The organism is Thermodesulfovibrionia bacterium (genome assembly GCA_030646035.1).
Classification (GTDB): Bacteria; Nitrospirota; Thermodesulfovibrionia; order UBA6902; family UBA6902; genus JACQZG01.
Map to the genome: position 1 here is coordinate 276,112 of JAUSMY010000030.1, position 23,549 is coordinate 299,660.

The 23,549-nt window shown below is 46.4% G+C and carries 27 protein-coding genes; 22 read left to right on the top strand and 5 right to left on the bottom strand.

The window, feature by feature from the left end; all coding sequences use genetic code 11:
• Positions 1 to 4 precede the first annotated feature (4 nt).
• Positions 5 to 1,429, top strand: a complete 1,425-nt coding sequence (gene purF / locus Q7U10_04960) for an amidophosphoribosyltransferase (protein ID MDO8281961.1) — start codon at positions 5 to 7, stop codon at positions 1,427 to 1,429.
• 22 nt (positions 1,430 to 1,451) lie between these two features.
• Complete coding sequence (locus Q7U10_04965) at positions 1,452 to 3,128, top strand: peptide-binding protein (GenBank protein MDO8281962.1); 1,677 nt, start codon at positions 1,452 to 1,454, stop codon at positions 3,126 to 3,128.
• 3 nt (positions 3,129 to 3,131) lie between these two features.
• On the opposite strand, the gene Q7U10_04970 is transcribed toward Q7U10_04965, so the two are convergent.
• The gene (locus Q7U10_04970; GenBank protein MDO8281963.1) at positions 3,132 to 3,872 is read right to left on the bottom strand and encodes a lysophospholipid acyltransferase family protein; all 741 of its coding nucleotides are present in this window, start codon (positions 3,870 to 3,872) and stop codon (positions 3,132 to 3,134) included.
• A 111-nt stretch (positions 3,873 to 3,983) separates the two neighbouring features.
• Between Q7U10_04970 and Q7U10_04975 the strand changes: the two genes are divergently transcribed.
• On the top strand, positions 3,984 to 4,982 hold the full coding sequence (locus Q7U10_04975) for an ABC transporter permease (GenBank protein ID MDO8281964.1): 999 nt from the start codon (positions 3,984 to 3,986) through the stop codon (positions 4,980 to 4,982).
• 5 nt (positions 4,983 to 4,987) lie between these two features.
• Positions 4,988 to 5,845: an ABC transporter permease gene (locus Q7U10_04980; GenBank protein ID MDO8281965.1), complete on the top strand. Its 858-nt coding sequence runs from the start codon at positions 4,988 to 4,990 to the stop codon at positions 5,843 to 5,845.
• A 2-nt stretch (positions 5,846 to 5,847) separates the two neighbouring features.
• On the opposite strand, the gene pyrE is transcribed toward Q7U10_04980, so the two are convergent.
• Genes pyrE through Q7U10_04995 form a run of 3 tightly spaced genes read right to left on the bottom strand, consistent with a single transcriptional unit; the run spans position 5,848 to position 7,111 of the window.
• On the bottom strand, positions 5,848 to 6,450 hold the full coding sequence (gene pyrE, locus Q7U10_04985) for an orotate phosphoribosyltransferase (GenBank protein ID MDO8281966.1): 603 nt from the start codon (positions 6,448 to 6,450) through the stop codon (positions 5,848 to 5,850).
• A 29-nt stretch (positions 6,451 to 6,479) separates the two neighbouring features.
• A complete protein-coding gene (locus Q7U10_04990) occupies positions 6,480 to 6,836 on the bottom strand; it encodes an ATP synthase subunit I (protein MDO8281967.1) in 357 nt (118 codons plus the stop codon).
• Complete coding sequence (locus Q7U10_04995) at positions 6,833 to 7,111, bottom strand: AtpZ/AtpI family protein (protein MDO8281968.1); 279 nt, start codon at positions 7,109 to 7,111, stop codon at positions 6,833 to 6,835. Before Q7U10_04995 ends, Q7U10_04990 begins: the two co-directional genes overlap by 4 nt.
• A gap of 54 nt (positions 7,112 to 7,165) precedes the next feature.
• On the opposite strand from Q7U10_04995, the gene Q7U10_05000 reads away from it, so the two are divergent.
• The 12 genes from Q7U10_05000 to queA all read left to right on the top strand — a co-directional run bounded on the left by Q7U10_05000 (position 7,166) and on the right by queA (position 18,768).
• Positions 7,166 to 7,963, top strand: a complete 798-nt coding sequence (locus tag Q7U10_05000; GenBank protein MDO8281969.1) for an undecaprenyl-diphosphate phosphatase — start codon at positions 7,166 to 7,168, stop codon at positions 7,961 to 7,963.
• Positions 7,942 to 10,086, top strand: a complete 2,145-nt coding sequence (locus Q7U10_05005; GenBank protein ID MDO8281970.1) for a DNA translocase FtsK 4TM domain-containing protein — start codon at positions 7,942 to 7,944, stop codon at positions 10,084 to 10,086. Before Q7U10_05000 ends, Q7U10_05005 begins: the two co-directional genes overlap by 22 nt.
• Positions 10,086 to 10,745, top strand: coding sequence for an outer membrane lipoprotein carrier protein LolA (locus Q7U10_05010; protein ID MDO8281971.1), 660 nt, complete (start codon positions 10,086 to 10,088; stop codon positions 10,743 to 10,745). The genes Q7U10_05005 and Q7U10_05010 overlap by 1 nt, the downstream gene beginning before the upstream one ends.
• 35 nt (positions 10,746 to 10,780) lie before the next feature.
• Complete coding sequence (locus tag Q7U10_05015) at positions 10,781 to 10,912, top strand: hypothetical protein (protein MDO8281972.1); 132 nt, start codon at positions 10,781 to 10,783, stop codon at positions 10,910 to 10,912.
• Positions 10,913 to 11,445: 533 nt separating this feature from the next.
• A complete protein-coding gene (locus tag Q7U10_05020; GenBank protein MDO8281973.1) occupies positions 11,446 to 13,047 on the top strand; it encodes a hypothetical protein in 1,602 nt (533 codons plus the stop codon).
• 147 nt (positions 13,048 to 13,194) lie between these two features.
• A complete protein-coding gene (locus tag Q7U10_05025; GenBank protein ID MDO8281974.1) occupies positions 13,195 to 13,944 on the top strand; it encodes a YebC/PmpR family DNA-binding transcriptional regulator in 750 nt (249 codons plus the stop codon).
• A gap of 29 nt (positions 13,945 to 13,973) precedes the next feature.
• Positions 13,974 to 14,462 (top strand): crossover junction endodeoxyribonuclease RuvC, encoded by a 489-nt coding sequence (gene ruvC / locus Q7U10_05030; protein MDO8281975.1) that lies wholly within the window; start codon positions 13,974 to 13,976, stop codon positions 14,460 to 14,462.
• Between the two features lie 16 nt (positions 14,463 to 14,478).
• Positions 14,479 to 15,060, top strand: coding sequence for a Holliday junction branch migration protein RuvA (ruvA, locus tag Q7U10_05035; GenBank protein ID MDO8281976.1), 582 nt, complete (start codon positions 14,479 to 14,481; stop codon positions 15,058 to 15,060).
• A gap of 16 nt (positions 15,061 to 15,076) precedes the next feature.
• On the top strand, positions 15,077 to 16,093 hold the full coding sequence (ruvB, locus tag Q7U10_05040; GenBank protein MDO8281977.1) for a Holliday junction branch migration DNA helicase RuvB: 1,017 nt from the start codon (positions 15,077 to 15,079) through the stop codon (positions 16,091 to 16,093).
• Positions 16,094 to 16,669, top strand: coding sequence for an epoxyqueuosine reductase QueH (locus Q7U10_05045; protein MDO8281978.1), 576 nt, complete (start codon positions 16,094 to 16,096; stop codon positions 16,667 to 16,669).
• 49 nt (positions 16,670 to 16,718) lie between these two features.
• Entirely contained in the window at positions 16,719 to 17,705 is a 987-nt protein-coding gene (locus Q7U10_05050) for a SpoIID/LytB domain-containing protein (protein ID MDO8281979.1), read from the top strand.
• Between the two features lie 34 nt (positions 17,706 to 17,739).
• A complete protein-coding gene (gene queA / locus Q7U10_05055) occupies positions 17,740 to 18,768 on the top strand; it encodes a tRNA preQ1(34) S-adenosylmethionine ribosyltransferase-isomerase QueA (GenBank protein MDO8281980.1) in 1,029 nt (342 codons plus the stop codon).
• Positions 18,769 to 18,850: 82 nt separating this feature from the next.
• Here the strand turns inward: queA and Q7U10_05060 are convergent, their stop codons facing one another.
• Complete coding sequence (locus Q7U10_05060) at positions 18,851 to 19,285, bottom strand: hypothetical protein (protein ID MDO8281981.1); 435 nt, start codon at positions 19,283 to 19,285, stop codon at positions 18,851 to 18,853.
• Positions 19,286 to 19,307: 22 nt separating this feature from the next.
• On the opposite strand from Q7U10_05060, the gene Q7U10_05065 reads away from it, so the two are divergent.
• From Q7U10_05065 to ssb, 6 genes are all read left to right on the top strand, one after another.
• A complete protein-coding gene (locus Q7U10_05065; GenBank protein ID MDO8281982.1) occupies positions 19,308 to 19,925 on the top strand; it encodes a PhoH family protein in 618 nt (205 codons plus the stop codon).
• Positions 19,891 to 21,423 (top strand): HDIG domain-containing protein, encoded by a 1,533-nt coding sequence (locus Q7U10_05070; GenBank protein MDO8281983.1) that lies wholly within the window; start codon positions 19,891 to 19,893, stop codon positions 21,421 to 21,423. Before Q7U10_05065 ends, Q7U10_05070 begins: the two co-directional genes overlap by 35 nt.
• Positions 21,374 to 21,811, top strand: a complete 438-nt coding sequence (ybeY, locus tag Q7U10_05075) for an rRNA maturation RNase YbeY (protein MDO8281984.1) — start codon at positions 21,374 to 21,376, stop codon at positions 21,809 to 21,811. The genes Q7U10_05070 and ybeY overlap by 50 nt, the downstream gene beginning before the upstream one ends.
• Positions 21,812 to 21,839: 28 nt before the next feature.
• Positions 21,840 to 22,538: a diacylglycerol kinase gene (locus Q7U10_05080; GenBank protein MDO8281985.1), complete on the top strand. Its 699-nt coding sequence runs from the start codon at positions 21,840 to 21,842 to the stop codon at positions 22,536 to 22,538.
• Between the two features lie 170 nt (positions 22,539 to 22,708).
• Entirely contained in the window at positions 22,709 to 23,134 is a 426-nt protein-coding gene (rpsF, locus tag Q7U10_05085) for a 30S ribosomal protein S6 (protein ID MDO8281986.1), read from the top strand.
• Positions 23,124 to 23,513 (top strand): single-stranded DNA-binding protein, encoded by a 390-nt coding sequence (ssb, locus tag Q7U10_05090; protein ID MDO8281987.1) that lies wholly within the window; start codon positions 23,124 to 23,126, stop codon positions 23,511 to 23,513. Before rpsF ends, ssb begins: the two co-directional genes overlap by 11 nt.
• Positions 23,514 to 23,549 lie beyond the last annotated feature (36 nt).

Consider the following 23,549-nt stretch of genomic DNA (forward strand, 5'->3'; position numbering starts at 1 on the left):
ACAGTTGAAAGATAGCACTTCTCTGTCTTTGGACAAGTTCCATGACGAGTGCGGTGTCGTGGGCATCTACAATCATGCTGACGCGGCGAACCTCACATATCTCGGCCTTCACGCGCTCCAGCACAGGGGACAGGAAGGCGCAGGAATATGCTCTTCAGATTCCAGGCAGCTGTATATTGAAAAGTCCATGGGCCTTGTTGCAGACATATTTTCCGAGAAAAGACTGACTCGGCTGCCAGGGAATATGGCGATCGGCCACAACCGCTACTCAACCGCCGGGTCAAGCGTGCTGAAGAACGTCCAGCCGATAATGGTGAACTTCTACCTCGGCCCTCTTGCCATAGCGCATAACGGAAACCTTGTGAACGCCAATGAGCTCAAAGATGAGCTTGAGGCGAACGGCGCGATATTCCAGTCAAACTCCGACAGCGAGGTCATCCTGCACCTTATCGCCAACTCAAAGGCCGGCACATTCTATGAGCGTGTAGTAGAAGCGCTCAGCAAATTGCGCGGGGCATACAGCATCCTGATAATGTCCGCAAAAGAACTTATCGCGGTCAGAGACCCTCACGGCTTCAGGCCGTTAAGCATCGGCAAGTTTGACGGCGCTCATGTTATCGCCTCAGAGACATGCGCATTTGACCTGATAGATGCCGATTACGTGCGCGATGTAGAGCCCGGAGAGATGATAGTCATAAATGATAAGGGCATGCAGTCTTTCAAACCGCTTCACTGCCCGAAAAAATCATTCTGCATATTTGAGTTTGTATATTTCTCAAGGCCTGACAGCAATATCTTCGGAAACCAGAACGTAAATAAGATAAGAAAAGAGTTCGGCCGCCAGTTAGCAAGAGAGTATCCCATTGATGCGGACCTCGTCATCCCGGTTCCTGATTCAGGAGTGCCAGCCGCACTTGGCTATGCGGAAGAGAGCGGCATACCCTTTGACTTCGGACTGGTAAGAAATCATTACGTTGGCAGGACGTTCATCGAGCCGAAAGGCGCCATAAGGCATTTCGGAGTGAAGCTGAAGCTGAACCCTGTGAGGGATCTGCTTGAAGGCAAAAAGATAGTTGTGGTTGATGATTCGATAGTAAGGGGAACGACAAGCAAGAAGATCGTCAAGATGCTCAAGGAACGCGGCGGCGCAAAAGAGGTTCATATGAGGATAAGCTCACCGCCTACGATAGGCCCCTGCTTCTACGGCATAGACACGCCGAACCGGAGCGAGCTTATCGCAGCGACACACACACTCAAAGAGATCGAAAAGTACATTACATCGAACAGCCTTAACTATCTGAGCATTGAAGGCTTATTAAAAGTTGTGCCTACGCCTGATAATTACTGTACCGCATGTTTTGACAATAACTATCCGGTCATGACATCTGAGGAAAAGGCCGAGCAGATGGCGCTCTTCAAAGGTTTTTAAATTTGAACCCGCGTTTAACTCCATGAGTGATCTCATTCTTAGGAAAACTTCTTTTCTATCCCTCTTCTGCATTGTTTTATCATTAATAACTCTATCCGGCTGCAAAAATAAAACTCCTGAAACAGAGAGTTCCTCGCCTGCTGTGAGCGAAAATGCGATATACGAACCGGCTTACGGAGATACATTTGTCGAGGGTTCGATAGGCGAACCGAGCATCCTGATACCTATGCTCGCAGGCGACAGCGCATCGCACAGCGTCGCCGGCATGATCTTCAACGGGCTCGTCAAATACGATATCGACCTGAGCGTCAAAGGCGACCTTGCCGAGTCATGGGAGGTCTCTCCTGACGGGCTGGTCATCACATTCCATCTCAGGAAAAATGTCAGATGGACAGACGGTGTTGAGTTCACGGCAGATGATGTTATGTTCGGATACAAGACGATCATAGATGAAAAGACGCCTACTCCTTATAAAGAAGATTTTCTTCAGGTAAAAAAGGCAGAGGTGCTGGATAAATATATCTTCAGGGTCACATATGAAAAGCCCTTTGCCCCTGCGCTCACCTCATGGGGAAACCTGATCATTCTGCCCAAACACCTTCTTGAGGGCAAGGACATAACAAAGGTTGATTTTGCGAGAAGCCCGATAGGCATGGGGCAGTACAAATTCAACAGATGGACCTCGGGGCAGGATGTAAGGCTGACATCGAACGAGGACTATTTCGAGGGAAGGCCGTACATTGACCAATACATCTACAAGATAATCCCTGACCCTGCCACAATGTTCCTTGAGCTTCAGTCACAGGGCGTGGACATGATGGGACTTACGCCGATACAGTACACAAAACAGACAGAGACCGCCCTCTTTAAAAAGAATTTTCAGAAGTTCCGCTATCCTGTTTTCTCCTACACCTACATGGGCTTTAACCTCAAGTTCCCTCTGTTCAGCGATGTGCGCGTAAGAAAGGCGATAGCATATGCAGTAGATAAAAAAGAACTTGTTGATGTGGTGCTGCTCGGGCTTGGAAAGCCTGCCACAGGGCCTTATGTGCCTGAGACATGGCCTTACAACCCTGATGTAACGAAGTATGAATACAATAAAGATAAGGCGCTAAGCCTTCTTAAGGATGCCGGATGGAGCGATTCAGACAGTGACGGGATTCTGGATAAGGATGGGAAACCTTTTGAGTTCACTATACTGAGCAACATGGGCAACCAGCAGAGGATGAACGCCGCGACCATCATACAGCAGAAACTAAAAAAGATAGGGATAAGAGTAGAGATAAGGGCTGTTGAGTGGAGCACATTCATAAACGAGTTCATTGACAAGAGGCGCTTTCAGGCGGTCATACTCGGATGGAGCATAGGCATCGACCCTGACCAGTATGACATCTGGCACTCAAGCAAGACAGGCGAGAAAGAGTTTAACTTTGTCTCATACAGTAACCCTGAAGTTGACGCGCTTCTTGAGAAGGGGCGAAGGACATTTGATATAGAGGAGAGGAAGAAGTCGTACTTCAGGATACAGGATATACTCGCAGATGAGGTGCCTTATCTGTTTTTGTATGTGCCTGAAGCCACGCCAATCGTGCATTCAAGGTTCAAGGGCATTAAACCGACGCCAATCGGCATAAGCTATAACTTCAACAAATGGTTCGTCCCTCAGAAACTCCAGAGACACAGCAGTATTCAGCAGTAACAGCTATCTCTTTGAAAAGCCCGCCTGCCTTTCCTCATCAACATTCGCGGCTATTAAGTCCCTGATCTTTGCGGCAAGGTCTTCAGAAGAGATGTCTGCAAAATCATCATACGCTATCTCGTCAAGCACCTTCACACTTATCTTCTGTTTGCCGTGAAAGTTGAGGCTGCCTTTGGGCAATGCCTTGCCGGTTCCGTTTATCACTATCGGAAGGATCGGCAGATTCATCTTCTTTGCCAGAATAAATGCGCCTGATTTGAAAGGCCCCACGATGCCTGTTTCTGAGCGTGTGCCCTCGGGAAAGAAGAATACGGAACTTCCGCTTGAAAGCGTCCTCTCCGCATCCCTGAACATCCTGAGCATCCCCTTTCTGTCATAGCGCACTAACTTGATATACCGGTTCAGCGACATGGCCCATCCTATAAAAGGTATCCGAAAGACCTCTGCCTTTGAGACCCATTTAAATGGGATGAAGAGCCCGAAGGCAGCCATTATATCAAGCTGGGACTGATGATTGGATACGATAATATATGTCGCGCCCTTTCTCGCCTTCTCCCTGCCCTCTATCGCAAGAGAAAAGCCGGGTATCGCCCATATATAAAATACACCCCAGAAGGACATGAATTGATGCAAAATGGAAAGGCGCTTGTCAAAAAGAACTGTAAAAAGCCAGACCGCAAGAGCTATACAAAAAAATACAGCTGATGTCGCAAAGAAGAATATTAAAAATATTATAAATAGCATTCTGTCTATCATAGGTTCAATTATGGAAGTCCGACTTCCTTAGTTGATAATTGTATGTCGTTAATTTAAGCTAATCACTGTAAAATATCAATCACATTCTCCGGAACAACTATGTTTATTTATATCATTAAAAGGCTCTTTGAGATGATCCCCACCCTCTTTGGGATAACCATCCTCTCGTTTCTCATTATCCATCTTGCGCCGGGCAAGCCTACTGACATGCTCACAGATATGAACCCGAAGATAACGCCTGAGGCAAGGGTAAAACTTGAACAGTACTACGGCCTTGATAAGCCTATCACAGTGCAGTACGGGATGTGGCTCAAGAGGATCGTGAAGCTTGATTTCGGCGAATCATTCTCAACTGACAGAAGGCCTGTCATGCAGAAGATCTGGGATACAAAGCAGCCGCTCATTGAAAGGCGGCTCTTTATAACTTTCATGATAAATGTTATCTCAATGTTCATCATCTTCCTCTTCGCAATACCCATAGGCGTATCTTCGGCAACGCATCAATATTCGCTCTACGACAAGTTCACGACCACATTTGTCTTTCTCGGTTTTGCCATTCCCTCATTCTGGCTCGCGCTTCTCATGATGATGCTATTCGGCATACAGCTCGACTGGCTTCCGATATCAGGGGTAAAGTCAATGGATTATGATTCACTTACGCTGCTTGGCAAGATATGGGACAGGGCGCAGCATCTCATACTGCCGCTCTTTGTCTCTTCATTCGGCGGACTAGCGGGGCTGTCAAGATATATGAGAAGCAACATGCTTGAGGTCATAAGGCAGGACTACATAACAACGGCAAGGGCAAAGGGTCTGCCTGAGAGCAAGGTCATATACAAGCACGCGATGAAGAACGCCGTGCTTCCGATAATCACACTGCTCGGCCTTTCAGTGCCGGGGCTTATCGGCGGAAGCGTTATCTTTGAAAATATCTTCGGCATCCCGGGAATGGGGCAGATGTTCTTCATGGGTGTAATGACGAGGGATTATCCGCTTATCATGGGCATCCTGACGATAGGTGCGTTCTTAACATTGATAGGGAATCTTCTCGCTGACCTTGGATACATGTTTGCAGACCCGAGGATAAGGGCAAGATAAATTATATGAGCAGGATAAATTCATTGACTTCATTCTGGCGCATCTTCAGCAGGCATAAGCTTGCGGTATTCGGGCTGGGGCTTGTGGCGATATTCTTTATCATCGCAATATTCGCGCCGATGATAGCTCCTTATGACCCGAATGACATAGACAGCAGGCATATTCTCGAAGCACCCGGCAGAGAGCACATCCTCGGCACTGATGACCTTGGTAGAGATGTCTTCTCAAGGATGGTCTACGGAAGCAGGATATCTCTTGAGGTAGGCTTTGTTGCTGTCGGCATATCCACTTTGATAGGAATAATATTCGGCGCACTGGCAGGCTACTACGGCAAGTGGGCAGACATGCTCATCATGAGGTTCGTAGATATCATGCTCTCAATACCAACATTCTTTCTGATACTCGCTGTTATCGCATTTATCGAACCGGGCATATGGAACATAATGATCGTGATAGGGCTAACCTCATGGATGGGGGTTGCAAGGCTTGTGCGCGCGGAGTTTTTGTCTTTGAAAGAGAGGGAGTTCGTGCTTGCGGCAAGGGCTATCGGCGCAGGCGACATGCGCATCATCTTCAGCCATATAATGCCGAACAGCCTCTCTCCTGTTTTTGTTTCAGCAGTTCTCGGAGTGGCAGCAGCGATACTTGTAGAGTCATCGCTGAGCTTCCTCGGAATTGGTGTTCAGCCGCCAACGCCGAGCTGGGGCAACATACTCACATTGGGAAAGGATAATATCGAGATAGCGTGGTGGCTGTCGGTATTCCCCGGTATCGCTATACTGCTGACTGTCTTAAGCTATAACCTTGTCGGCGAAGGGCTGAGGGATGCGCTTGACCCGAGGCTCAGGCAGGGAAGAAAGTAATACTAAGCCTTTGCGCCTTTTTTAAACGCTTCAAATATATCTTCCTTGGTCAATAATGCCTTACAAGGAATGCCTAATTTTTTTATCGCCTCTTTGCCGCCCTCCTGTCTGTCTATAAGTGAAAGCACGCCGACGACCTTGAGCCCGCAGAGTTGCGCCCTCTCAACCGCCTTTATAGAAGACCCGCCGGTAGTAATGACATCTTCAACGATCAAGACCTTGTCCCCTTCTTTTATCTGACCCTCTACCCACTGCATCGTGCCGTGCTTCTTCGGCTCCTTGCGAACAACAAAAGCCTCAAGCAGCTCCCCCTTTAAATACGAAGTGTAGGCGATGGCGTTTGCAACAGGGTCTGCGCCGAGCGTAAGCCCGCCGACTCCTTTGACCTTCCACTTTTTATCCTTCATGATCATCTCGTAGAGAAGATTGCCTATAAGATACATCCCCTCAGCGTTCAGTGTGGTGGGTTTGCAGTTGAAGTAAAAATTGCTCATCCCGCCTGCCGCAAGCTTGAATGTCGGCTCGTCAGTATATTTGAATGTCCTTGAAATGATTAATTCGATGAGCCTCTTCTTCATTGCAGCGGTTGACCGGTATCTGCGCATCTTGTCTCTCCTATTAATATTACGTATTTTTATTCTTCTCTATTTGCAGCCTTCAGCCCCTCTGTGAGTATCAGAAAGAATACAACACTAAAGCCGAAGAGAAGGCCGAACGGGTTGACCATCTTTTTGTACATCAAAAAAATGATAACAGCAAATAATCCAAACAGCCTGAAGACGCTTGTAAGCATCATTATCGCCTTCATCTTCTTTGATAAGATAAACCTCTCAACAGACCTTATAAGCCCCCTCAGGTTCAGTATTCCGAATACTGCGCCGGCGAGTATGCCTGCAGGCGCCTTATCCCATTTAAAGTAGATAGCGATAATGACTGCGGGCAGAATTATTATACCGCTCTTTTTAATTACGCCTTTTAATATCGGATTCATTTTATTTCACTCTCATCATTATTATCTTTACTCTGCTTCATTGCCACCTTATAGAGATGCTTGAACCCCGACGCTATGCCGAGAAGGAGAAATATTATCGTGAACCACGGGTCAGTATGAAGATACCTGTCCAGCACCCAGTGCCCTATGGCAAAACCGACAAATGTGGAAGTGACAAGGTTTATCCCTATCATGCTCGCGCTGCCCAGGGCGCGGAAGAGCTCGCCTTTTTCTGACTTACCCTCAGTTTCTTTCTTCTTTGTTTTTTCAGCCATAAGAGAGTTTAGCAAATGAAGGCTTAAAAATCAGCAGATTTGCTATACTCATCTATGTTCGAGGTATTTCAGGCGATAATTTTAGGTATCCTGCAGGGGCTGACCGAATTTTTGCCGGTCAGCAGTTCAGCCCATCTCATTATTCTGCCATGGTTTCTTAAATGGGAAGGGATCATTAATTCACTTTCCTTTGATGTAGCGCTCCATTTCGGCACCCTCATAGCTCTTCTTTACTACTTCAAAAAAGACTGGGTAGACATGTTCAAAGGCGTTCCGTCAAAAGAGGGGCTATTCAGAGACCTGGTCATCGGCACCCTGCCCGCAGTAACAGTAGGGCTATTTTTGCATGAATGGATCTCATCTCTCAGAGATCCCCTGATCATAATCTACGCTCTATGCGCAGTCTCGGTCTTAATGATCCTCATTGAGAAAAAATATCATCCGGCAGCAGAGAGGTCTGATTTTTACAAAATAGACCAGAAGGATGCCTTGTTTATCGGCATCGCGCAGGTCTTCGCGCTTGTCCCCGGCGTCTCAAGGTCCGGGATAACGATAGTCGCGGGCATGGCAAGGGGATATAAGAGAGAGGCGGCCGCGCGCTTCTCATTTATGCTGAGCACGCCGATCGTGGCAGGGGCATGCATGCTTGAGGGAAGAAAACTGCTGGGCGCAGAACCTTTAGATCTCAAGATATTTTTTACAGGCATCGCCGCCTCAGCGGTCACGGGATTTTTCGTAATAAAATACCTTCTTTACTTCTTGCAGAAACACACGCTCAAGCCCTTTGCTTATTATCGTTTTTTACTTGCTTCTGTTATTATATTCACCATATGGACAAGGTCGGCAGGATAAAGGAAGAGATCGCCGGTATCTTATACCTGCTTGTAGGCATCGTCATCCTTGTCAGCCTCTTCAGCCACAGCGCATGGGATCCCTCATTTTTTACCAACAATCCTATCGGTCACGGCGGGATAAATAATACGCTCGGGCCTTTCGGCTCTTACCTTTCAGACATGCTGCTGCAACTGATGGGGCTGAGCGCTTATCTCTTCCCAACGGTCCTCATGATATACGGCGTAAAAAAAGTTCTCGGCAAGGCAGACGGACACAAGGCTTATGTCTTTGCGGGGATTTTTGTTCTGCTGATAATCGCTTCAGCCTCGATCTTTTCACTCGCATTAGGCAAGCCGGCTCCGGGCAATCCTTCAGGCGGACTTATAGGTTTTTACATCACTGATGCGTCTATCGGTTTAGTTTCTGTCATTGGCTCATATATGCTCTTCATCCCTCTTCTGATAGTGACGCTCATGTATCTCATTCCCTTCTCTCTTGTAGACCTTTTAAGAGCTGTCAAGGAGAAGACTGTAAAAGGGGCAAGTTCGATACCTGTGATCATGCCCTCATTGAAGATGGAAAAGCCGAGAGAGAAGAAGCAGCCGACCATCAAAGAGGAGCCGCTGACTGTGATACCTGAAAAACAGGGGCATCTGCCGCTTAAGTATCCTGAAAAGAAGCTGAAGCCGACTGACAGGGTCAGCGGGAAATACGAGCTCCCGACACTTGAACTTTTAAATGACCCGCCGCCTTCAAAATCAAGGCCGTCAAAAGAGGAGCTGCTTGAGGTATCTGAACTTCTTGAGAAGAAGCTTATGGACTTCTCTGTCGAAGGCAGGGTCACCTATGTATCTCCAGGCCCAATTGTCACGATGTTCGAATATCAGCCCGCTCCGGGTATAAAGATAAACAAGGTCGTCTCGCTCACAGACGATCTCGCCATGGCATTCAAGGCAAACAGCCTGAGAATATCTCCGATACCCGGAAAGTCCACCTTAGGCATAGAGGTTCCGAACAAGGAGAGTGAGGATGTATTTCTTCAGGACATCCTTGCCTCAGACACATTCAGAAAGGCGCACTCAAAGCTGACGATGGTGCTTGGAAAAGATATCTTCGGCAATCCTGTAGTTGCCGACCTCGCAAAGATGCCGCACCTGCTTGTCGCCGGAGCTACGGGGTCAGGCAAGAGCGTCGGAATAAATACGATGATACTGAGCCTTCTATACAGGGCGACTCCGGCAGATGTGAAGATGCTGATGATAGACCCGAAGATGCTGGAGCTCTCCGCGTATCAGGACATACCGCACCTTATCATGCCTGTTGTCACAAACCCTAAAGAGGCTTCGGCAGCTCTGAGAAAGGTGGTATTTGAGATGGAGCGGCGCTACAGGCTCCTTGCAGAGTCAGGCTCAAGAAACATAGAGGCGTACAACGCTAAGCTTAAAAGCGGCGCACTGCCCGAGAGCATATCTGCCACTGAAAAGGGCGACGCGCGGAGAGAACCGCTGCCGTATATCATCGTCCTCATTGACGAGCTCTCAGACCTTATGCTCGTATCTGCGCATGAGGTGGAGGACTCCATAGCCAGGCTTGCACAGATGGCGCGCGCCGCAGGCATACATCTGATACTCGCGACACAGAGGCCGTCTGTTGATGTCATCACAGGCGTGATAAAGGCAAACTTCCCTTCAAGAATAGCCTTTCATGTTTCTTCAAAGATCGACTCAAGGATAATCCTTGACACATACGGCGCTGACCAGCTCCTTGGCAAGGGAGATATGCTCTATATGAGCCCCGGCAAAAAGATACAGAGGGTACATGGCGCGTATGTAAGCGAAGATGAGGTGCGCAACGTCGTCAACTTCATAAAGGCGCAGGGCAATCCTGACTACAATATATTCAAAGAGCTCACAGCCGAACCTGAGAGAGAATCAAACCTTCTTGAAGAGCAGGATGAACTTTACAAAGAGGCAAAGGACCTCGTCCTCTCAACAGGGCAGGCATCCATTTCTTATATACAGAGAAGGATGAAGATAGGTTACAATAGGGCGGCAAGGATCATGGAGATGATGGAAGAAGAAGGCATAGTCGGCCCTGCCGGAGAAGCCGGTAAATCAAGGGAAGTATTCGGGAGAGATTGATGAAGAAAGAGTTGTCAGAATATATAAACCGTTCAGCATTTATTTATTTTTTCTTTGTGATCATCCTGGCTGTCAGCTCAGCAGCCTCAGCAGCCTCTCTTGATGAAACCATATCAATGATAGAGAAGAAGGCAGGTGAGATCAAAGATATAAGCGGCTCCTTCCTGCAGGAAAGTTATCTGACAGACCTTGAGCGCACAGAAAAATATTCCGGCAACTTCTTTATCAAAAAACCGTCCATGGTAAGGTGGAAGTATGCCGAGCCGAGAGATGAAGAGGTATATATCACAACAGACGCGATATGGATACACAAAAGGCTGGCAAAGCAGGCTGTGAAGAGCAAGTTTACGGAAAATGCCTATGGCCAGGCTCCCATCGCCCTTCTCGCAAGCCTACAGAACCTGAAGGCTGACTTTGATATCACAGCCACAGGCAAGGCGGATATCCTGAAACTCAAACCTAAACGCAAGATAGGTTCGATAAAAGAGATCCTGATGCAGACGAGCAGCACCGATTTCCCTGTAAATTCATTTAAAATATTTGACATATACGGCAACAACGTCATCATCACGATAAAAGATGTCCGCACAAATACCGGGCTTGAGGATAAGGCCTTTATATTCAAACCAACAGCTGATATGGAAATATTTGAGTATTGAAAAAGTTTAACAGAATAAAATAATGGAGGAATATTATGAAGAGCAATTATATTTTAAAGGTTGAAGACGGAAAGGCGGTAGATATCCAAAAGGCGCTTCAGGCCGCGGGTATAAAGGTCACAAGCATTATTGAGGTTTATAAGGAAAAAGAAGAAGAAAAGGAGTAAGGATTTCTAAACTACGGTACTGAACCGAAATGAGAAGATTCTCCCCTTCTGAGGCTTTTTTACATCACTATATATAGTATAAACAACACAAATGAGAGTGATGAATTAGTCATGGCCGATAATAAATCCTGCAAAATGAATCAGGATAACTTATTGATTTTATTTATTTTTAACTTTGGACTTTAGACTTTTAACTCTCAACTCATCAATCTGGCTTGTTTTTTGCTTATTACAGTCAGAGTCACAAAACGTTCTTTCTCAGCATAGACATCATTAAGAGTGCAAATCAGGGATGCGAGAAGACTTATTTTAAAAATAAGTCTATTTACATTTTTTTGTTGCTTTAAAGGGCTAATTGATGTTATAAAATATAGCGTAAAATGAGCCAATGAAAATAAACCACATATAAAACCTAATAAATACAGGAGGTGACCACACAAACTAACCGTTGACCAATGTAAAAATAAGCAAAAGCAGCAGATCTGAAATAGCTTCATAAACCCAAACAAAATCTTAAGGAGGAAAAAAACAAAATGAGAAAAACCTTAGTATCAATTTTAAGTTTTCTGCTTGTTGCAGGTTTTGGCGCATCTGCCTTTGCCGGACACGCAGCAGACACAGGCTATGAGTACACACCAAAGATCGTAAAAGCAGGCAAGTCTAACATCGACCTGAGCGGCTCTATCAGAATCAGGGGCGACTTCAGGAACGACACCATCGATATGTACAGCGGCACAGCAGACCAAACAGCAAATTATGATTCAAGGATAAGACTTCTTGTTAAAGCAACAGTAAGCCCGAACACCATGGGCGTAATAGAGCTTGAGTCAGGCTTATGTTCCGGCACAGGTGACGGGGAATCATATGGCTGTCCTGATGGCTACGATTGGGGCAACGGGGATACTTCTGAGGGAACTTTAGGAAGTTATTCAGAAGAATATGACTTTTATCAGTATGGCAACACCAAGCCGACAGCTATGACCATACGTCAGGCTTACATAGCACATCAGCGCGTGGTAGCCGGAGTTCTTTCAGGAGTTAAGGCAGGACACATACTTACCAAACTCGGCAACGGTGTATTCTACAATCACTCAAAGTTTGGTGACGATGCAATAGTTCTCTGGACAACACCGCAGAAGGGCACAGAGATATCACTCACAATGGCTAAACTCGGTGAAGGACACGATAATGCTGAGGGATACAATGGTGGTGACTATGAATATGCAGGTAATGATGATAATACAGCTTACACATTAGGCGTTACAACAGCCGCAGCAGGCATGAACCTCGGCATGGATGTGACTTACCTTGATAACCAGGATTTCACTTATGACTTAAGAAACGATTGGAGAGATTCAGCTGGATTACACCTCTGGAACATCGGCTTAAGAGCTGACACAACAGTATCCGGCATAAAGCTCTACGGAGATGTTGAAATCCAGACCGGCAAGGCAGAAAGCAATTACAGGCCGGGCTCATCACGCGAGGAAGACAGGAAGTTCACAGGTTATGCATGGTTAGTCGGCGCAAATCTTGATGTCCCTAACTCACCTGTTTCAATAGGCGCTGAAGTCGGCTACGGCAGCGGTGACAAGATCGCAGACAGCTATTATTCTGATGGCGATTATGACGATAGCCAGACAGGCACCAAATATGAGGGCTTCCTTACAACAATCGGCACAAGCGGGGCACTCGGCGTAAGAAAGACAGCCTTCCTCTATGACGACAAGGTCAAAAACGCAGCATGCTCACTTGAGAGTTCTTACACCTATGGTGTTAGCTGCTCAAACGCAGGTATCGCTAATACCTTCTATGTAAATGTTGGCGCAGATGCAGATGTAACACCTGCACTTAATGCCTCCCTTGATATATTCTACCTCAGGGCAGCAAAGGGTGTTAATATAATGGGCGCAAGAGAGACGAATGGCGGGCCAGATCGTTCCAAGAATCTCGGAGTAGAAGTAGACGCAGCTGCAACATACCAGCTTGACACAAACCTTGTTTACTTTGTGGAAGCAGGCTACATGTTCGCAGGCTCAGCTTATAATGTTCCAAAAGAAGATGGAAATGATGGCGAAAATCATGACGCTGACAATCCGTATGGCATAAGGCACGGTTTAACTCTCGAGTTCTAAACCTGCTTCATTGAATTTACTAAAAGGCGTCCTCCCGATACATCGGGGGGGCGCCTTTTTTTATTGCCCTTGAAATTGCCTTTATATCCCTCTTTCTCTTATAATCTTCTTGTTCTAACTTCAATAATAAAGGAGCATGATAAGTATATGTCAGGACATTCAAAATGGTCCGGTATAAAACACAAAAAGGCCATAGTTGACGCAAAGAAGGGAAAGGCATTCACCAGGGTCACTAAAGAGATAACCGTTGCGGCGAGAGCGGGCGGCGGCAACCCTGACATGAATCCGAGGCTCAGGCTCGCGATCGATAATGCCAAGGGCGTAAATATGCCTGCTGACAACATCAAGCGGGCTATACAAAAAGGCACAGGCGAACTTCCGGGAGTCTCATATGAAGAGATAACATACGAGGGATACGGCCCGGGCGGCTCAGCGATAATCATGGAGACGATGACAGACAATAAGACAAGGACTATCGCAGAGCTAAGGTATATCATGAGCAGACATAACGGCACCATGGCAGATTCAGGGAGCGTATCATGGATATTTGAAAATAAAGGCTATATCCTCGTCGACAAAAAAGAATGCGATGAAGAGACGCTTATGACATTGGCTCTTGACGCAGGAGCTGATGATGTAAAGAATGACCCTGATGAAGACAGCTATGAGGTGCTGACCTCGCCTGAAGGCTTCAGCAGTGTCAGGGATCACCTCGAAAAAAACAATATAAAGTTCAGCCTCGCTAAGGTCATGCAGATACCGAAGAATTATGTGAAGCTGAATGAGGCAGATGCGAGAAAGGTCCTTAAGCTTGTAGACCTTCTTGAAGACCACGACGACATGCAGAATGTTTATTCAAACTTTGATATCCCGGATGAGATACTTGAGGAGGAGTAAATCAAGTTACAGAGGCATAATCTTTTAATATGAATATCATCGGCATTGACCCCGGGACAGTCTGCTGCGGCTACGGCATCCTGGCGGTGAATAAAAAACCTTATGTCGCGAAATACGTTGCATCCGGCGACATAAGGATGAGTTCCAAGAAACCCCTTCCTGAAAGGCTCCATATACTTTATGACTCGCTGAAAGATATCATACTTGAACACAAGCCCTCCCACCTCTGTATGGAAAAGGTCTTCTACCACAAAAGCATACGCTCCTCCATGGCGTTAGGCACTACCAGAGGTGTCGTCATGCTCCTTGCCGCTCAGCACGGCATGCCGCTTTTCGAATACAACCCCACAGAGGTCAAGATGGCGCTGACAGGTTACGGAAGGGCTGAAAAGAGACAGGTTCAGGAGATGGTGATAAGAGTCTTGAACCTTGAGCCGAACCAGATCATGAGCGAAGACACATCAGACGCCCTCGCCCTCACTATCTGCCACATTAATTCCTCTTTTGAGTTAAAATAAGCAACAGGAATTCAAAATGATCGCATCACTTAAGGGAACCATAATAAGCAAAAAACCTGACCGCATCATTGTCGAGGTCAGCGGAGTCGGCTACAGTGTGGCGATTCCTCTGCGCAGTCTCGGCGATATACCGGATGAAGGCAAAAGCGTCTTCATACACACATATACACATGTAAGGGAAGACGCGCTTCAGCTCTTCGGCTTTATCACGGAAGATGAACGCAAGGTCTTCTCAACCCTGCTCGGCATCAGCGGCGTCGGCCCGAAGCTCGCCCTCGGGATATTATCGGGAATGGAAGTTGGCCGGTTCACAGATGCGATTTACAATGAAGATATCGCCCTGCTCTCTACAATACCCGGGCTTGGTAAAAAGACCGCCTCAAGGCTTGTGCTTGAATTAAAGGGCAAGCTCCAGTCATTCAGCGGGGTATATGCATCACGGCCCGGAACGCTTGCAGATGACGCAGTATCCGCGCTTGAAAACCTCGGCTACAAAAAGTCTTTGTCAGAGAATGCGGTTTCAACAGCGTTGAGCAACGGGGCAGTGGCTATTGAGGATATAATTAAAGACGCGCTTAAGATATTGACGAGAAAATAAAGAAGAACTGCACGATATGAGCGATACTCCTGAAAGAGATATAACACCTGAGGCGATAGAAGAGGATTTCGGCTTTGAGCTGTCCATGAGGCCAAGGTCATTTGACGAATTTGTCGGCCAGCATAATATCAAAGAGAACCTGAAGGTCTTCATACAGGCTGCAAAACAGAGAGACGAAGCGCTTGACCACGTCCTCTTCTGCGGCCCGCCCGGACTAGGAAAGACAACGCTTGCGCATATCATAGCTTCTGAATTAGGCGTAGATATAAAGGTCACATCAGGTCCTGTGCTTGAGAGGCCCGGCGACCTCGTCGCAGTTCTTACCAATCTCGGCAAGAAAGATATACTCTTCATAGATGAGATACACAGGCTGCCGAGGATCGCCGAAGAGGTGCTCTATCCTGCTATGGAGGATTACCAGCTCGATATAATCATCGGACAGGGGCCGAGCGCAAGGACGGTCAAGCTTAACCTGCCGCAGTTCACTCTCGTGGGCGCAACAACAAGGACAGGCCTTCTTACATCACCCTTACGGGATCGTTTCGGCGTGATCAACAGGCTGGATTTTTACTCGCCTGATGACCTGAAGCGCATACTGTCGCGCTCAACCGGAATACTCCATACAAATATAGATGATGCCGCGACAACAGAGATCGCGATAAGGTCACGAGGCACACCCCGCATAGCCAACAGGCTCCTCAGGCGCATCAGGGATTTTGCGCAGGTAAAGAACAACAGCATCATTGACCTCAAGATTACTGAAGAGGCTCTCAAGGCCATGGGCGTAGATAAGATGGGGCTTGACTTCATGGACAGAAAGCTGCTTCTTACAATAATAGAGAAGTACAGCGGCGGGCCTGTCGGGCTTGATACTCTTGCCGCGTCAATACAGGAAGAGAAGAGCACGATAGAGGATGTCTACGAGCCTTTTCTTTTGCAGCAGGGTTTTATAGACAGGAGCCCGAGAGGCAGGATAGCTACAAAGCTCGCATATGAACATTTCGGGCTTAAGAAGGCGGACGGGCTCTTTTAAATGAATATCCTTCTCCACACATGCTGCGGCAACTGCGCGGTTGCTCCATTTAAGATGTTAAAGTCCGAAGGGCACAGCGTTACGGGTTTCTGGTTCAATCCGAATATACATCCTTTGGAGGAGTACGATTCAAGGCTTCAGTCGCTGAAAAAACTGACATCACAAAGAAATATTGATATGCTTTTTTGGGAAGATTACCAGCCTGCGGATTATTTCGATATGCTCGGAGTTACAAGCACTAACCTTGAATTGATACCCCCAAGCCCCGGCCGCTGCAGGCCATGTTATGAGCTTAGATTAGGCAAGACCGCTGAAGAAGCCTCAAAAAAAGGTTTCGATGCCTTTTCAACCACACTCCTTATCAGCCCATATCAGGATTTTGACCAGATAGCCGCCGCAGGCAAAAAGATCTCTGCAAAATATAAGATAGATTTTTATCTGAAAGACTTCAGGCACTCCTTCAGGGACTCTATGTCTGAAGCCAAAGAACTCGGCCTCTACAGCCAGAAATACTGCGGATGCGTATTCAGCAGGGCAGAGAGTAAAGACAGGCAAGGCAGCAGGCGCAAAGTTTAACAGAATAAGTATAATATTATATATCCTATTTCTATTTTTCAGGCAGGAAATGAAACGCACTATTAATCTTATCACCGCCTTTTTTATACTCATATTCTCTTTCGGGCCGTCCATGGCCGAAGATACTATTAAGGTGCTCATCCATGAAGACACCATCGCACCGGCTCCTTCAAAAGATGCCAAGGATATAGGAAGCCTGAACGGCAAGCTCTTTTTAAACGGCAAGCATTATACAGGCAGCTTTGAGATAAAAAAGGATGATAACGGGCTTCAGTTCATCAACAGCATACCGTTTGAAAAGTATGTTGAGGGAGTTGTCGCATCTGAAACCGGCATGGATTGGGAGATGGAAGCGCTCAAGGCGCAGGCGGTCATATCAAGGACATATGCTATTTTTCATAAACTGGCGAACGGGGAGAAGGAGTTTCACCTGACCTCCGGTGTTCTCAGTCAGGTCTACAAGGATGAAAACAAGGACCCGCTGATCGCCCGCGCTGTCAGTGAAACAGGAGGCGAGATATTGACATACAACGGGTCTCCTATTGAGTCTTTATATCATTCAGTATGTTACGGAAAGACAGAGGTGCCTGAAGAGGTCTGGGGAGCGAGCTATCCATATCTCAAGCCTGTTGAATGTAACAACAAAAATACCCCATATGAGAACTGGGAGAGAAAGTTCACTCTTGAAGATATAGAGAAAGCTCTGAACATCAAAGACATAAAAGATATCACCATCTCTTCATTTACTTCTACAGGCAGGGTAAAGACGCTTAGCATTGCTAAAACAAATGATGAAGCCGCCACCGAGATCAAGGCAACGGAATTAAGAAAGCTCATAGGATATAATAAGCTTCCCAGCACCAGTTTCTTATTGACAAAAGAGAGTAACGGCATGGTCTTTCAGGGCAATGGATGGGGCCACGGCGTCGGACTGAGCCAATGGGGAGCGCTTGAGATGGCAAGAGAAGGCAAGGACTACAGGGAGATACTCGCGCATTATTATCCCGGAACTGTAATAGAGAAACGGCAGTATTAAAGACGATCCCTCCCCTTAATTTCATATGCATGATATGAACCTCTCTGATTATGATTACTTTTTACCTGTAGGCCAGATCGCCCAGTACCCGCTGCCCGGCCGGGACTCATCCAGGCTGCTGGTGATTAACAGGGAAGAACAGACGCTGGAACACAGGGCTTTCAGCGATATAGTTGAATACCTCAATGACTCCGACCTGCTTGTAATAAATAATACAAAGGTCATCCCGGCCCGCATTACAGCGATAAAACCTTCAGGCAAAAAGGTTGAGATACTGCTTGTCAGGGAGATAGGGATTAACAAATGGGAGGTGCTCCTAAAGGGAGTGGCCAAAGGAAAGCTCCGCCTTGACGGTGGGATAACAGCTGAGATACTCAATTCAAACGGAGTGCTGCAGGCTGAGTTCAGCGTTGATCCAACAAATAGCATAAAAGAGAATGAGATCAAAGCGCATTTATTTAAAACAGGTTCAGCGCCCCTGCCCTTTTATATTAAACGAGAGGCTGAGGGCTCCGACCTGGAGCGCTACCAAACCGTATATGCCGAGAAAGAAGGGGCCATAGCCGCGCCTACAGCAGGGCTGCACTTCACTAATGAGATACTCAGCTCATTAAGGGCAAAAGGGGTGGAGATAAAGACAATAACACTGCATGTAGGATATGGAACTTTTAAGCCGGTTGTTTCTGAGAATATTAAAGACCATGTCATGGGAGAAGAGTTCTATGAAATAGGCAAAGAAACTGCCGAGGCGATAAATAAAGCAAGAAGAGAAGGCAGAAGGATCATTGCTGTTGGAACAACCGTTACAAGAACACTTGAGTCTGCGGCAAATGATGACGGAATTATTAAAGCAGGAGCAGGCAAGGCTGCGATATTTATTTATCCGGGATATAAGTTCAAGGTCATAGGTTCACTTATAACCAATTTCCACCAGCCGAGGTCTACCCCGATGATGCTCACCTCTGCCTTTGCCGGACTGGATCTCTTAAAAAAGGCCTACTCAGAATCCCAAAAGGCAGGATACAGGTTCTTCTCTTATGGGGACTCGATGATTATATTATGACCTGCCTGTATAACCCACTGGATTCGTTAACAATTTCTCCATAAATTAACAGATTCTCGCCCTCTTATTATTGCTTTGATAATTAAAGATAATTATGTATAATGTATCTTGCTTTTATATGTTTTAAGAAGTATAAATATATGTATATTTCATGTGTGTATATATAGAGGAGACGGCTTACGTTTAAGTTAGAACTGGATCTCGGCGAAGAAAGGGATCTTTCATCCACACATGAAAGGCTCGACAAGAGCCTTAGAGTTATAGAAGATACCCTTGGAATCGAAACATCTATAAGAGGGAACAGGATCTTTCTCCAGGGTGAAGAAAAGGCTGTTAACAGGGCAAAGAAACTGATCAAAGAACTGCTGCTTATAGACTCCGGCGGTTTCAGGATAAACCCAAGGGATATCCAGTTTCTCTTAAATGCCTCTGATGAACTTTCCACAGGTAATGCCTCCACTTCGATCAAAGACTTCTTTGCAAGCGCGATCCCGGTCTCATCAAAAAATAAGTTCATTGTCCCAAGGTCAGAGACCCAGATGCGCTACATTGAAGCTATAAAACATTATGACATGGTACTGGGCATAGGCCCGGCAGGCACAGGCAAGACCTATCTCGCAATGGCGATGGCGATAAACGCTCTGATGAAAAAGCAGGTCAGCAGGATCATTCTTGCAAGGCCCGCCGTGGAAGCGGGAGAAAAGCTCGGCTTCCTTCCTGGCGACCTTTACGAAAAGATCACCCCGTACCTCAGGCCACTGTATGATGCGCTTTATGATATGATGGAAACGGAAAAAGCACATCATCTGATAGAAAGCGGTGTCATCGAGATAGCTCCGCTCGCGTTCATGAGAGGACGCACGCTCAATGATTCATTTATAATACTTGACGAGGCTCAGAATACGACGTCAGAGCAGATGAAGATGTACCTTACAAGACTCGGGTTCAACTCAAAGACCGTGATCACAGGGGATAAGACGCAGATCGACCTCCCTGCAGGAAAGAGCTCGGGGCTTATTGAGATAGAGGGTATGCTCAAAGATATTGAGGATCTTAAATTTATTTATTTCTCAGAAAAGGACGTGGTCAGGCATAAGCTTGTCCAGCAGATAATTAAAGCATATGAAAAACATGAAAACAGACAACCTGCAAAATAACAAACAGCATCTTCTAACAAAATCATCTGTAATAAGGCTATCCCTGCTCATGCTTTTTTCAGGTTTGATAGGGGCCACAATATTATTCGGCAGGGGATTTATTTCCGGAACTGGAGAAGTGGTATCACCCGAGACCACTGCAGGAGTAGTATTGGTCATCGGCCTGCTCCTGCTTATATTTTATAAAGACCTTAAACGCTACACTCCAACCATAGAAAAAGACTATAAGACCATAATCCTCGTCGGGATACTCCTGACAGCCAACTTTATCTTAGGCGAAGTATTTTACTTCATATTCAAACTCTTCACCTTGTGGCTTGGGAATATAGACCCGATGCTGCCGATTTACGTTATACCGCTTGCAACAGGTTCAATGCTTGCGGCGCTCCTGATCGATATCCATACCGCCATCCTGCTGACCATCGTTTCAAGTCTCATAGCCGGTTTGTGGCTGAATGACCCTGTTTACCCTATATTTAACTTTGCCGCAGGCATCACTGCTGCATTCGGTGTCATAAGATGCAAGAGGCGTTCTGCGATCTGGAGGGGCGGTCTTTATGTAAGCATGGTAAGCGTATTCACATCAATTATATTAATCCTGTATCGCGGACAGCTCCCGGGTCCTGAGACCATGGTAATAATAGGCTTCTCCTTTTTAAATGGTATGTTAGTGGCGATACTCGTCTCTGCCCTGCTGCCTGTCGGTGAAAAGTTTTTTAAACTTCTCACTGATATAAGCCTGCTTGAGCTGCTGGATCTCAACCAGCCGCTTTTACAGGAGCTTTTAGCTGAAGCTCCCAGCACCTATCATCACAGCATTGTTGTGGGAAACCTTGTTGAATCTGCTGCCGAAGCCGTCGGGGTCAATCCTCTCATGGCAAGGGTCAGCGCATATTATCACGATATCGGAAAGATAAAGATGCCCGAATACTTTATAGAGAACCAGACCGGACTGGTCAGCAGGCATGAGAATATGTCCCCGCGCATGAGCGCCCTTGTCCTGATATCCCATGTAAAAGAGGGCGTTGAACTGGCAAAGAAATACAACCTGCCAAAGGCGATAATAGATATCATACAGCAGCATCACGGCACATCCATCCAGACCTATTTCTGGCAGAAGGCCAAAGAACTTCACGAGGCTGACAAGACATCGCCATTGGCAGCGGAGGATGATTTCAGATATCCCGGGCCAAAACCCAAGACCAACGTGGCAGCTCTTATCCATATGGCAGACGCAGTTGAAGCTGCTTCAAGAACCCTGACCAAACCTACGCCTGAGAAGATATCTGCGCTCATAGACCGCATAGTCAATAACAGGATAATTGACGGCCAGCTTGATGAATGTGAGTTGACGATGAAGGACATCCGCGAGATAAAGACCAATTTTGTCTTCATCCTCAGCAGCATGTTCCACAAAAGGATAAATTATCCCGGCTTTGAAATAGAAGATGAAGATACTGATAAAAAACCAACAGCGGTGCCGGAAGTTAGACCGTAAAAAGATAGCATCAACAGCCGGCAACATCTTAACGCTTCTTAAACAGCCGGACGCAGAGCTGAGCATTCTTTTTGTAGGCAATAAAAGGATGCAGGAACTGAACACGGCTTTCAGGGGCATCCGAAAGACCACGGATGTGCTTTCATTTGAAGCCGGACTCCAGCTGCCGGGCTTGCCTGACAATGTCCTGGGTGATGTTGTGATTAATATTTACAGGGCTGAATCCCAGGCTGAGGCTGCGGACATGGGGCTTTATGATGAGATATACCGCCTCCTCATACACGGCATACTGCATCTGCTCGGATACGAACATGAAAATGGCGGTTCGGATGAAAAGAAGATGGTCAGAAAAGAGCGGGCCGTGCAGACTGCACTTGAGAATATATAGCATTCACAATATTCTTTATTAATAAATTATGCCTCTAAGAAAATTTGTAGACAGCGCAAATGCTGCAATCAACGGTATCCTGCATGCCGCCAAGACACAGCGGCATATGCGTTACCATCTCATTGCAGCCCTGATGCTGCTTGTCCTGAGCCTCCTGCTGGGTGTAAATTGGACGGAATTTGCTGTGCTTGTGATCTTGGCGGTGATCGTTATATCTACAGAAATGCTCAACACAGCCTTGGAAACGATCACTGACTTTCTCTTTAAGGAATATGATATAAGAGCAAAAATAATAAAGGATACGGCTGCCGGCGCTGTGCTTATTACTGCAATGGGAGCGGCTGTTATCGGATACTTAATACTCTTTGCCCCACTCAAAAAGGCCTTCTACGAAGGGCTGACTATAGCAAAGCATGCCGGAGACAGTATCGCGGTGATCTCACTTATTGCCGTTCTGATACTTGTTGTATTGACAAAGACTTTCCTTGGCAGAGGGATGCCCCTTAAGGGAGGGATGCCGAGCGGCCATGCGGCAGTCGCCTTTTCCATATGGACTGCCGTAACATTTATGACCGAAGGTTTTATGCCGTCACTTTTGATATTCTTTATGGCTGTCCTCATTGCCCAAAGCAGGGTTGCCACCGGTATACACAAACCTTGGGAGGTAATATTAGGGGCACTTGTCGGCATGGCCGTAACATTCTCACTCTTCAGGCTCTTTTCCTGAAAAAACCGCAGCGTTATACATAAAGATATGTATTGATTTTTTGTTGTTCTATGTGATACCTTATATGTCACTTACGAAGGCTCTTTGCTCTTGCCATATGGGCAAGGGCTGCATTTCCGGCATATGATGCAAGACACCGCATTCCGGAAAAAACCCAAATGGAGGAATAAATGACCCTTTACGAACAGCTTTTCATTCTCGACACCAACCTTGACGAAAAAGTCAAAGAAGAACAGATCGCAAAAGTAACAGGACTTATCGTTGAGAACGGCGGTGAGATACTCAAGACAACAAACCTCGGATCAAGAAAGCTCTCCTACCCAATAAGAAAGCAGGAAAAAGGCGAGTATATACTTCTGGTCTTCAATTCCCCGCCAGCCGCAATGGCCAAACTTGAAAGGCTATGCAAGCTTTCTGAGAATATCCTCAAGTTCATGATAATAAAGATAGAAAAAAAGAAGCATATCGCAGCTGTATTGAAATCTCTTATTACAGAGCCTGTTGCTGAACCTGTTGCCGATACAGAGGCTGCTGGCGATGCCGTTGTTACAAGTGAACCAGCAGAAACAGAGGAGACAAGCGAAGATGTTCAATAAGGTAATTCTTATGGGAAATCTTACAAGGGATCCTGAGGTCAGATACACACCGCAGGGCACTTCTGTATGTAACTTCGGGATTGCTGTTAATCGTAAATTTAAGCAGGGAGATGAGATGAAGGAAGAAGTTACCTTCATAAATATTGTGGTATTCGGCAAGCAGGCTGACAGCTGCGGCAAATACCTGAGCAAAGGCAATCCCGTGCTGGTTGAAGGCAGGCTTCAGGAACAGAGGTGGGAGACTGAGGACGGCCAAAAGAGAAGCAAACACGAGGTAGTTGCACAGCAGGTGCGCTTTCTCTCTAAAAAAGATTCAGGTGGAATAACTGATGAAAGGGCCATGCAGCATGATGAAACAACTGACCTTGAACCATTTTAAATAAAAATAAAAATTCTGTAGAAAAGGAGTTATAAA